The organism is Pseudomonas sp. MWU16-30322, assembly GCF_020515535.1.
GTDB classification, from domain to species: domain Bacteria; phylum Pseudomonadota; class Gammaproteobacteria; order Pseudomonadales; family Pseudomonadaceae; genus Aquipseudomonas; species Aquipseudomonas fluorescens_H.
On sequence record NZ_JAIWYL010000013.1, the window covers coordinates 108798 to 118732 of the forward strand.

Genomic DNA, 9935 nt, shown 5'->3' on the forward strand with positions numbered 1-9935 from the left:
CAGGCCTCTAGCCCGGCGATGGTATTTGGTTCAACGGATGTGTCGGGCGTAGTGCCGAGGGTCAAAGCGCAGCACTATCAGCAACATCACCACCATCACTGCAGTCAGCGACCACCAGGCCCATTCGAAGCTGCCGAGCTGGTCGCGGATCATTTCGGCCAGCAGCGGCGAAAGCCCGGCGATCAAGTAGCCGATGCCTTGCACGAACGCGGTCAGGCTGCCGGCACGCTGCGGGTGGTCGAGGTGATCGAGCGAGACGATCAGGCTCATCGGGAACAAGCCGCCAATCCCCAGCCCCAGCAGGCACGGCCACAGCAAGCTGAGGTGTTGCGGGCTGAGGATCAGTCCGCAGAAGCTGCCGATTATCAGCAGCAGCAACCCTGCCAGAACTGCCCGTCGATCACGGCTGCGGTTAGCGATGGCCGGCGTCACCAGCCCGGAAATCACCTCCATGGCCGTCAGAAAACCCAACAGCAAACCGGCCTGCTGTTCGCTCCAGCCTTGTTCCACGTAGTACGGCGCCAGCCAGGCGAGTACGCAGGTGTAGGACGCCGTGCCGAGGCCGAAGAAGATAGCGAGCAGCCAGGCGCGGGAATTACGCGTGAAGGATTCTTTTCCTACAGGCATGTTCTGGATGGATGACGGGGGCGACTGTGTCCACCAGACCAGCAACGCGAGCAAGGCCAGTCCTGCCCAGATCGCCAGGCCTGTGCGCCAGCTGCCGGTCTGCACCAGCACCAGTGGCGAAAATGAGGCGGCCAGCGCGGCGCCGCCCATGATCGACGTGACATACAGGCCCATGCACAGCGCCACGTGGTCAGGGAAACGTGATTTGATCAGCGCGGGCATCAAGGCCTGAATCAGGGCGATACCCATTCCGGCCAGCACCGCGCTGCCAATCAATTGCGGTGCCGAATCGAGCACCAGTCGCGACAGTGTCGCCAGACCGATAATCCATAGCGAGAGGATCACCGTGCGTTGCTCGCCCAGCCGGCGGCTGATGCCGATGCCGAAAAACATCGCCAGCCCCATCGCCATCACCGGCAGCATGGTCAGCAGCGAAGCGACGCTGAAGCTCAGCGGGATATCGCCGCGAATCGCCGACAGTAACGGCCCGACGGCGGCCATGGAGGGGCGCAGATTGAGCGCGACGAGCATGATGCCGATCATCAGCCAGACAGCGGGGCGGGCGGTGGCGCGAACGTTTTCCATCGGTAGACTCTGGATTGCGGAGGCTATCGATTAGGCCGCGGCCACGCGGTGCGGACAAATCAGATTTCCCGAGTGTTATTTAAAAACTAAATACCGCTCTCCTGGTAACGCGTCATGGATCGTTACGCTCGGATTAATCTTGCGAACCTCGCTGTAAGACTATTCTTTCTCTCTGGCAGGACATTTCGTTACAGCTCTGGCCCAGCGCAGGCGCGTAAAACGCCGGCGGCGATATATACTGCGCGCCATTCTTCAAGGGAGAGCCGTGTGGCCATCGATATTCACTGGATTCGCGACAACGAAAGCCTCGCGCAGTTTTGCGCCGAGTGGCAGCAGCTGCCGTTCGTTGCCCTCGACACCGAATTCATGCGGGTCGACACCTTCTACCCGATTGCCGGTTTGTTGCAGGTCGGCGACGGCAAACGCGCCTACCTGATCGATCCGCTGACCATCGACGCCTGGCAACCGCTGGCAGCGTTGCTGGAAAATCCGGCGGTGCTCAAAGTCCTGCACGCCTGCAGCGAAGACCTCGAAGTGCTGTTGCGTCTGACCGGCAGCCTGCCGGCGCCGCTGTTCGACACACAACTGGCTGCGGCCTACCTGAACCTCGGGTTCTCGATGGGCTATTCGCGGCTGGTGCAGGAAGTGCTCGGTATCGAGCTGCCGAAGGGCGAAACCCGCTCCGACTGGTTGCAGCGTCCGTTGTCCGACACTCAAGTCAGCTACGCCGCCGAAGATGCGGTGCATCTGGCGGAAGTTTTCGTACAGCTGCGACCGAAACTGTCCGACGACAAATTCGCCTGGGTGCTGGAGGATGGCGCTGAACTGGTGGCCAACCTGCGCCGCGAGACCGACCCATACGAGGTCTATCGCGAGGCCAAACTGGCGTGGAAACTGTCCCGTGCGCAACTGGCTGTGCTGCGTGAGCTCTGCGCTTGGCGTGAGCGTGAAGCCCGCGCGCGCAATCTGCCGCGCAACCGCATCGTCCGTGAACATTCGCTGTGGCCGCTGGCCCGCACGCAGCCGGACAACCTCGCCGCGCTGGGCAAGATCGAAGACATGCACCCGCGTACCGTGCGTCAGGACGGCGAATTTCTGCTTGATCTGATCAAGCGCTCTGGCAGTGTGGGGCCTGATCAATGGCCGCCAGCGGTGCCGGAGCCATTGCCGGTCGAAGCGGCGGCGCTGATCAAGCAACTGCGCGCCCTCGGCCAGGCCGAGGCCGAACGCCTGGGCATCGCGCCGGAACTGATGCTGCGCAAGAAAACCCTCGAAGCGCTGGTCAAAAGCGGCTTCCCCGAGGGCCCTTATCAATTGCCTGAGTCGCTGCGTGGCTGGCGCCGCGAACTCATGGGCCAGAAGCTGCTGGACAGCCTGGCCACCGCCGGAGAACAGCCTTGAAACGTATTTGCTCCATTTACCAAAGCTCGAAGAAACCCGGAATGTATCTTTACGTGCTCAAGAGCGATGCTCTGGAGCGCGTGCCCGAAGCGCTGATGGCGGCCTTCGGCAAGGCGAAGCATTCCTTTGACCTGGTGCTGACCCCTGAGCGCACACTGGCGCGCGAGGACATCACCGTGGTCTTGGAAAACCTCGACAAGCAGGGCTATCACCTGCAAATGCCACCGGCCGAGGACGAGTACATCGAACACCTGCCCGAAGAGTTGCTGCGACGCAACGACCCGGTTTGATCTGCGAGGCCCTGTTCTGGGCCTCTTGCCACCCTGGAACTGATTTTACGGCGACGACCGCCACGAAGGAGCACGGCTCTTTCGGCGGTTGCCTGCACGGTTTGCGAAAGGTTTGAAGATGCGCGTTCTGATTGCTGAACACGACCACGCGGTGTACGCCCGGATGCTGCGTCAGGCGGCCCCCGAACTTGAAGTACTGACCAGTGGCGACTCTGCCGAACTGGCCCGTCAGGCTGCCGATTGCCCGGTGTGGCTGGGGCAGCCGGATCTGCTGGCGACCCTGCTGCGTCAGGGCCACCAGCCGCAATGGCTGCAATCGACCTGGGCCGGCATCACGCCGCTGCTCGCCGACGGCTTGCGCCGCGATTACCGCCTGACCCGTGCGGTGGGGATCTTCGGTCAGGTGATGGCCGAATACGTGCTGACCTACATGCTCGGTCACGAGCGGGAAGTGCTGGCGCGCCTGGTCAGCCAGGTCGAGCGCAAGTGGGACAATCGCACCGGCCAGAGCCTGGTCGGGCGCAAGGTGCTGATCGTCGGCACCGGCGATATCGGCCAGAGCGTGGCGCAGTTCCTGTTGCCGTTTGGCGTAGAGCTGTACGGCATCGCCAGCAGCGCGCGCGAGCAGGCGCCGTTTGTCGAGGTCGGCTCGATGGCGGATCTGCCACGGCTGGTGGGCGCGGTCGATTACGTGGTCAACCTGCTGCCGAACACCGAGCACACCCACGACATTTACGACGCGGCGCTGTTCAAGCAATTCAAGCCGACCGGGCTGTTCATCAACGTCGGACGCGGCGTGGCAGTGGTCGATGCGGATCTGGTGGAAGCCTTGAAGGAAGGGCATCTGGCGGGCGCGGTGATCGACGTCTGCCGTCAGGAGCCGTTGCCGCAACGCCACCCGTTCTGGACCGCCTGGGGCTTGTTGCTCACCGGGCACAGCTCGGCACCGACGTCGCCGGCGTTGATGGTCCAGTTGTTTGTCGAGAATCTGAAGGCGTATCAGGCGGGTGAAGCGTTGCGCGGGGAAGTGGATTTCAACCGCGGATATTAAATCCACCGCGATACCTGTAGGAGTGAGCCTGCTCGCGATGAGGGTGTGTCAGTCGACATTGATGTTGTCTGACACTACGCCATCGCGAGCAGGCTCACTCCTACAGTGGTTTTTGCATGCTGGCTTACAGGGTGAAGTTGCCTTCAGCCACCAACTCGCTCAGCGGACGACGCGGGCTTGGCTCTTCACGGGCCTGCAGGTACTCGGCCAGGGTCGCCTTGTCGCCCAGCTTGCCGACAGCGACCGCCGCGTGCAGCGCATAACCTTCCGGAATATTCAGCTCCTTGCGGGTCAGCTCCTGATCGAAACCGGCCATGCCGTGGGTGTGCCAGCCGCTGATGCTCGCTTGCAGCGCCAGGTGGCCCCAGGCCGAACCGGTGTCGAAGGTGTGCCACAGCGCCGGGGTTTCTTCGCTGGCGCCGGGGGCGGTGAAGGTGGTTTTCGAAATCACGATCACCAATGCCGATGCGTGCTGCGCCCAGCTGCGGTTGAACTCGTTCAGCAAACCCAGGAAGCGCTCCCAGTTCGGCGTATCACGACGCGCATACAGAAAGCGCCACGGCTGCGAGTTGTAGGCCGAAGGTGCCCAGCGTGCGGCTTCGAAGAAGCTCAGCAGGGTTTCTTCCGGGATCGCTTCGCCGGTAAAGGCGCGGGGCGACCAGCGCTCGGTGAACTGCGGGTGAATGGCGTAATCGGCAACGCGAGGGTTGGCACTCATCGAAAGATTCCTTGCTGTGTTTGAGTCATGAATTCGTGGCAAAACCCTACTGGGCGGCGATTCGCCTGACAAGCGGGATTTACCGACAGTCGCCAGCGCTTGGCCCGCAAGGCCGTGGGCACTAGACTGGCGGCCTTTTCACCACCTGATGTTGATGCTTGAGCCATGGCCGCCAAAGTCGAACCGTTCTGGAAACGCAAAACCCTCGATCAACTGGATCACGAGGAATGGGAATCGCTGTGCGACGGCTGCGGTCTGTGCTGCCTGCAGAAACTCGAGGATGAAGAAGACAACAGCGTCTATTACACACGCATCGCCTGCAAACTGCTGGACCTGAAAACCTGCCAGTGCAGCGACTACCCGAATCGCATCAAGTTTGTCCCGGACTGCATTCAGCTCACTCCGGGCCAGGCCGAAGAATTCAAATGGCTGCCGCCGACCTGCGGTTATCGTCTGGTCAGCGAAGGCAAGGACCTGCCGCTGTGGCACCACCTGGTGTGCGGCGACCGTGACGCGGTGCACCACGAACGGATTTCCCAGTCCGGGCGCATGCTCGCCGAAGGCAGCGTGCCGGAGGATGACTGGGAAGATCACCTGATTTTCCGCGCCGGTTAAGCACCAAGGGTTCCAGGATTCAACAAGGAGTGTGTATGGCTGGGGGATTGCTGCGGGCATCGCTGATCGGTCTGCTGGCGCTAAGCGCGCCAGTGTGGGCGGCAAAGAAAGTCGATCTGGATTACCACGTACGCCTGCTGCCGCAAAGCGATCAGGCCGAAGTACGACTGACCCTGGCGAAAGGCGAAGCGGTGCGCAGTCTCGATTTCGACCTCGGCGACGGCAGCCACTACAGCGACTTCAAGGCCGACGGCCAGTGGCAGTTGACCCCGGGCAAACAGGCACGTGGCCTGTGGCGTCCGAGCGGCGACAAGCCCAGCCTGACTTACCGCGTCAGCATCAGCCACGGCCGCAAGAGCGGCAGCTTCGACACGCGCATGACCCCGAACTGGGCTTTGCTGCGCGGTGATGACCTGGTGCCGCCGGCCAGGCTCGATCAGCAGGATGGCGTCGAGCTGGTGTCGCGCCTGCAATTCGAACTGCCCAACGGCTGGCAAAGCGTCGAAACCGCTTGGCCGCGCATCGGCAAGAACAAATTCCGCATCGACAACCCTTCACGGCTGTTCGACCGTCCGACCGGCTGGATGCTCGCCGGTCACCTCGGCAGCCGCCGTACGCGACTGGGAGAAACCGAAGTCACCGTGGCCTCGCCGCAAGGGCAGGGCATGCGCCGCATGGATGTGCTGACGCTGCTGACGTTCATCTGGCCGCAGGTGCAGGCCGTGTATCCACGGCATCCGAGCAAGCTGTTGATCGTCGGCGCCAACGACCCGATGTGGCGCGGCAGTCTGGGCGCACATGAATCGATCTACTTGAACACGCGTCTGCCGCTGGTCAGCGAGAGTGGCAGCAGTGCGCTGGTGCGTGAGCTGGCGCAGGTGTTCGGCCGGATCAACGACGAGCATCGCAGCGACTGGATCAGCGAAGGGTTTGCCGAGTATTACGCGATCGAACTGGTACGCCGTGCCGGTGGCATGAGCGATGAGCGCTATCAGGCGTTACAGGTGAAATTGATTAGGGAAAGTCAGAAAGTCACGACCCTGCGCGGCGAGCAGATCAGCCCGGCGCAAATTGCCAAAGCGGTGATTGTGCTGCAGGAACTCGATCGCGAGATTCGCTTGAAGACGCGCAACAAGCGTTCGCTGGATGATGTGTTGCGCGGGGCGATGCATCTCGGGACGGTGGACACCAAGGTGTTTGTGCAACTGGCCGAGAGTGTTCTGGGCGAATCCTCGAAAGTTCTCGATAGCGCATTGCTTCAGTAATACCGCTTTCGCGAGCAAGCCCGCTCCCACATTTGATCGCATTCCAACTGACGGAATCCGGTTCAATGTGGGAGCGGGCTTGCTCGCGAAGAGGCCAGAAGCCTCAACGAAGATCTCGAATCAAACTCCGGCTTTCGGCGACTTCACCGAATCATTGCCAGTCACCGTGGCTGTGCTGGTCGCTGCCTCGGCATTGGCCTTGAGCTTGCTCAGTTCTTCCCCGGCCCGTTCGATCTTCGCCCGGACGTTGTTCATGTCCTCACGGCTTTTTTCCAGCAGGCTTTTCATCGAGCTGTGCCCGGTGATGCCACGGGCCATTGCCACGCCGCCAATCGCCACCTGAATCAGACCGAACACGCCGCCACGGCGCAGGCCCTTGCCGACCATGATCACGCCACCGGCCAGCGAGCCGATGCGCTCCCAGCCCTGTACGTTCTGCTCGGTCGGGCTCTGGAACGGGGTGGAATCGATACGTTGGACGCGTTTGAGTTCGGTCATGATCTGTCTCCCAGGCAATGTGCAATAGATAGATAAGCTGACTGCCGCAGCGGCCGGCTCGTTCCATCGAATGTGCGACGTTTCAGCGGAATTTCGGCCCGGAGCGAGTATTCAGGCCCTTGGCCATGCGGTCGTAGAGCACGACGTTGACCGTCGCCGCCAGATTCATGCAGCCGGTGGTCGGGATGTACACCACGTCTTCACACCAATCGCGGATCTCTTTATCCAGCGAGCCGTCTTCCGGGCCGAAGATGTACAGCGCGCGGTCCGGATGGGTGTATTCCGGCAGCGGGCGGGCGCCCTCGACCAGTTCCACGGCGACCGGGACGCAGTTGAGCGGGAGGATTTTTTTCAGGTCATCGATGCCGATCAGCGGGATGTCGTAGTGCACGCGCTTGGTGTCGGTGACGAAATCGGCGGCGCGTTCATAACGCTTGCCGGTGTAAAACACCGACGCCACGCCGTAACAGCCTGCGGCGCGCATCACCGAACCGACGTTCTCCGGTGATTTGGGGTTGTACAAACCAATGCAGCTGTAACGTTTGTCTGCCACGAGCGGGGCGCCTTCGGGAAAAAGAGGGCGATTATACGGGGATTGGGCAGTTGTGGTCAGATCACGGTTTGCCGGTGTCTGATCGACCGCCTTCGCGAGCAAGCCCGCTCCCACATTGAACCGGATTCCGCCAGCTGGAATGCGATCAAATGTGGGAGCGGGCTTGCTCGCGAAAGGGCCAGCTCAGGCGCTGAAGTTCTTCAGTCTTCTTTCTTCATCAGCCCGGCGAGGGCGGCAAACGGGTTATGCGTGGCCTTGGCGATTTTCGGCGTGCTCAGCGAGCCGTCGCCGAAATATTGCTGGTCGGTGTAGCGCGAGTGTTCGTTGTCGTGGCAATACAGGCACAACAGTTCCCAGTTCGAGCCATCCTGCGGGTTGTTGTCGTGGTTGTGATCGCGGTGGTGCACGGTCAGTTCGCTCAGACGCTTGCCGGAAAACTCTCGGGCGCAGCGGCCGCAGACGTGCGGGTACATCTTCAGGGCCTTGTCGCGGTAGCCCATTTCCTTGTCGCGCTGGTTGTCGGCAAGGATGCGATCGAGCTTCGACGTGTTGGTCGGGGTGGACGAACTCATGGGTTCACCTTTGTAAAAAGACTAATGACGGTTATGTGCAGAGTTTAGCTCAGCCCTTGAGCTTCTCGGCAATCCAGATCGTGTGGCGGGTGCCCTTGTTGCCGTGGGCGAAGACCTGCACTTCCTCGGCCTTGAAACCGGCCTTCTTCAATTTGTCGGAAAACTGCCGGTCGGCGCTGGCCGACCACACTGCCAGCACGCCCTTGGGCCGCAGGGCTTTGGCGCAGGCGTTCAGGCCGGCGGCGGAGTACAGCCAGCTGTTGGCCTTCTGCGTCAGGCCTTCGGGGCCATTGTCGACGTCGAGCATGATCGCGTCGAAGCCGTTCGGCTCGCTTTGCAGGACCTTGGCCACGTCGTCCTGACGGATCACCGTGCGCGGATCGAGTAACGGTCGCCCGGACTTTTCACCGAGCGGCCCACGGTTCCACTCGACCACGCCGGGCACCAGTTCGGCGACCACCACTTCGGCACCCTTGCCCAGATGTTTGAGCGCCGAGGCGAGGGTGAAACCCATGCCCAGACCGCCGATCAACACTCGCGAATTCGGCCGGCCGGCGACCTTGCGGCAAGGGATCTCGGCCAGTGCATCTTCCGAGCCGTGCATGCGCGTGTTCATCAATTGCCCGCCGTCGCCGCCCTGGATCTTGATGACGAAATCCTCGCCATACTCGAACAGGCACAGGGCACCGCCGTTATCTGGGATCGGCGTGGTGTCGAGCAGAACGAAACGTTTCATGGAAATCTCTACAAAGGGGAAGGCAAGCAGGCCCGTTGGGAGTAGCCTGAGCGCAGACTAAAGGCCAAACGGAGCCCTTGATGAAGCGCACCATTCTAACGGTCATTGCCCTGGCCGCGCTCTCGATTACTGCAGTGCAGGCGCAGCAGACCATTCCGGTCAGCCCGACGCCGCAACCCGGCTCACCCGGCACCGCCACGCCGACGCCGTATCCGCAAATCACCCCGATCAGCGCACCGAAGGCCGGTGCCGGCAGTGGCAGCCCGCCGCTGGTGCCGATCGAAATGCCTAGCCCGCCGAGCAAGGATCAAGCGGTGCCGGGCATCGAACCGAGCGGCACCAAGGTCAAATCCCCGGGCGGTTAAATCTGTTGCGCCGCGAGTTGGCCGTCAGCCATGCGCAGGCGTTTGGAGAGGGACACGGCAAGGGCACGGATGATCTTGGCGGCGATCTTCGGTGCGTCGTTGAGCATCTTTTCCAGCGAATCCTTGCCCAGGTTGAGCAACTGACAGTTGCTCGCGGCGACGCAGGTCGCCGAACGGCGCTCGCCATCCAGCACGGCCATTTCACCAAACGCCCGACCGCTGCGCAGGGTGGCCATGGTGATGACCTGGCCGTCGGGGCCAGTCTTCTGCACGGCGACCTGACCGGTGTGGAGGATGCACATGAAACTGCCGGCATCGCCCTCACGGAAAATCGCTTCGCCTTCAGCCACGGTGCTGATGCTGAAGTAGCCCGAGGCTGCGGCAAAGTCCGCCAGTTGCAATTGATCGAACAGGCCACAGTCCATCAGCCAGTCGCGAATTTCGTTGTTCAGCAGGGTGGGTTCTGACATGTCATTGCGGTCTTTATTGTTTTCACATTTTCAAGGCACTACACGGACCCTTGTAGGAGTGAGCCTGCTCGCGATTGCGGTCTGTCATTCACATCACCGGTGACTGATACACCGCTATCGCGAGCAGGCTCACTCCTACAGGGATCTGTGGTGTATCGGCCCCTTGGGTCTGGAATTAAGACCCAAGTG

General features: G+C 61.7%; 13 protein-coding genes. 6 read left to right on the plus strand and 7 right to left on the minus strand.

Features of this window, described 5'->3' with window-relative positions; all coding sequences use genetic code 11:
- Positions 1-30: 30 nt before the first annotated feature.
- Positions 31-1212 (minus strand): cyanate transporter, encoded by a 1182-nt coding sequence (locus LCH64_RS24820; protein ID WP_226501583.1) that lies wholly within the window; start codon positions 1210-1212, stop codon positions 31-33.
- Positions 1213-1479: 267 nt separating this feature from the next.
- Here LCH64_RS24820 and rnd point away from each other — a divergent pair, with 267 nt between their 5' ends.
- The 3 genes from rnd to LCH64_RS24835 all read left to right on the plus strand — a co-directional run bounded on the left by rnd (position 1480) and on the right by LCH64_RS24835 (position 3954).
- Entirely contained in the window at positions 1480-2613 is a 1134-nt protein-coding gene (rnd, locus tag LCH64_RS24825) for a ribonuclease D (RefSeq protein WP_103485622.1), read from the plus strand.
- Positions 2610-2903: a YcgL domain-containing protein gene (locus LCH64_RS24830; RefSeq protein WP_003222599.1), complete on the plus strand. Its 294-nt coding sequence runs from the start codon at positions 2610-2612 to the stop codon at positions 2901-2903. The genes rnd and LCH64_RS24830 overlap by 4 nt, the downstream gene beginning before the upstream one ends.
- 118 nt (positions 2904-3021) lie before the next feature.
- Positions 3022-3954, plus strand: a complete 933-nt coding sequence (locus LCH64_RS24835; protein ID WP_226501584.1) for a D-2-hydroxyacid dehydrogenase — start codon at positions 3022-3024, stop codon at positions 3952-3954.
- 124 nt (positions 3955-4078) lie between these two features.
- Here the strand turns inward: LCH64_RS24835 and LCH64_RS24840 are convergent, their stop codons facing one another.
- Positions 4079-4672 carry a nitroreductase family protein gene (locus tag LCH64_RS24840; protein WP_226501585.1) on the minus strand — a complete coding sequence of 198 codons (594 nt, stop codon included), beginning with the start codon at positions 4670-4672 and terminating at the stop codon, positions 4079-4081.
- A 165-nt stretch (positions 4673-4837) separates the two neighbouring features.
- Between LCH64_RS24840 and LCH64_RS24845 the strand changes: the two genes are divergently transcribed.
- The gene (locus tag LCH64_RS24845) at positions 4838-5287 is read left to right on the plus strand and encodes a YcgN family cysteine cluster protein (protein ID WP_003222605.1); all 450 of its coding nucleotides are present in this window, start codon (positions 4838-4840) and stop codon (positions 5285-5287) included.
- 35 nt (positions 5288-5322) lie between these two features.
- A complete protein-coding gene (locus LCH64_RS24850; RefSeq protein WP_226501586.1) occupies positions 5323-6552 on the plus strand; it encodes a hypothetical protein in 1230 nt (409 codons plus the stop codon).
- A gap of 120 nt (positions 6553-6672) precedes the next feature.
- Here the strand turns inward: LCH64_RS24850 and LCH64_RS24855 are convergent, their stop codons facing one another.
- The 4 genes from LCH64_RS24855 to LCH64_RS24870 form a co-directional block, all read right to left on the minus strand.
- Positions 6673-7050: a DUF2892 domain-containing protein gene (locus tag LCH64_RS24855; RefSeq protein ID WP_003222608.1), complete on the minus strand. Its 378-nt coding sequence runs from the start codon at positions 7048-7050 to the stop codon at positions 6673-6675.
- 82 nt (positions 7051-7132) lie between these two features.
- A complete protein-coding gene (locus tag LCH64_RS24860) occupies positions 7133-7603 on the minus strand; it encodes an RNA methyltransferase (protein WP_007911337.1) in 471 nt (156 codons plus the stop codon).
- Between the two features lie 200 nt (positions 7604-7803).
- Positions 7804-8175, minus strand: a complete 372-nt coding sequence (locus LCH64_RS24865; protein WP_003222612.1) for a YajD family HNH nuclease — start codon at positions 8173-8175, stop codon at positions 7804-7806.
- A 49-nt stretch (positions 8176-8224) separates the two neighbouring features.
- Positions 8225-8911 (minus strand): spermidine synthase, encoded by a 687-nt coding sequence (locus LCH64_RS24870; protein ID WP_003222615.1) that lies wholly within the window; start codon positions 8909-8911, stop codon positions 8225-8227.
- An 80-nt stretch (positions 8912-8991) separates the two neighbouring features.
- Between LCH64_RS24870 and LCH64_RS24875 the strand changes: the two genes are divergently transcribed.
- Positions 8992-9276: a hypothetical protein gene (locus LCH64_RS24875; protein ID WP_103484421.1), complete on the plus strand. Its 285-nt coding sequence runs from the start codon at positions 8992-8994 to the stop codon at positions 9274-9276.
- Here LCH64_RS24875 and LCH64_RS24880 read toward each other — a convergent pair.
- Positions 9273-9746, minus strand: coding sequence for a cyclic nucleotide-binding domain-containing protein (locus tag LCH64_RS24880; RefSeq protein ID WP_103484422.1), 474 nt, complete (start codon positions 9744-9746; stop codon positions 9273-9275). The two genes, LCH64_RS24875 and LCH64_RS24880, sit on opposite strands and share 4 nt — an antisense overlap.
- Between the last annotated feature and the right edge of the window lie 189 nt (positions 9747-9935).